Here is a 587-nt window from a genome sequence, read left to right as displayed (position 1 = left end):
TGCTGGATTTGCCATTCTTATTGCTTCAATTGTACTAGGCATTAATGGATTCAAAAAAGAAAACAACAATCTACTATCATTATCACAAGCCCTAAAAGTAGGGATTGGGATTGCTACGATTGGTGGACTTATAGGAGCCGCTTGGATGTACATATTGATGAATTATATCGAGCCAGACATGGTCAACCAGATAGTCAATGCAGCAGAAGAGCAAATGATCGAACAAAATCCAAATATGACCGAAGCACAAATAGAAACGGCTATTGAAATAACGAGAAAATTTACGTCTCCAGGAATTAACACTGCAATCTCCTTAATAGGAAACCTCTTTTTTGGTTTCATCATCTCCATTTTTGCAGGTTTGATCATGAAAAAAGAGTCTTAAATTAATGAACCTCTCTATCATCATACCTTTACTCAACGAAGAAGAATCGTTGAATGAACTATATCGTTGGATCACCAAAGTGATGCAAGATTATAAACTGTCATACGAAATTCTATTTATAGATGACGGCAGCACAGATGACTCCTGGAAGACTATCACAAAGCTTTCGAATCAAGACACCCAGGTAAAAGGTATTCGGTTT

At 36.8% G+C, this 587-nt stretch carries 2 protein-coding genes; both read left to right on the top strand.

Annotated features, from left to right (window positions below; all coding sequences use genetic code 11):
* Window positions 1-385: DUF4199 domain-containing protein (locus tag SM447_RS29575; RefSeq protein WP_474576150.1), on the top strand; the 385-nt coding region annotated here is incomplete at its 5' end.
* A gap of 4 nt (window positions 386-389) precedes the next feature.
* The coding region (locus SM447_RS29570) for a glycosyltransferase (RefSeq protein WP_474576149.1) at window positions 390-587 on the top strand (198 nt) is incomplete at its 3' end.

This window comes from Micromonospora aridisoli (assembly GCF_056150025.1).
Note: the sequence above shows the minus strand (reverse complement) of the source record. Positions and strands in the feature narration are given on the sequence as shown.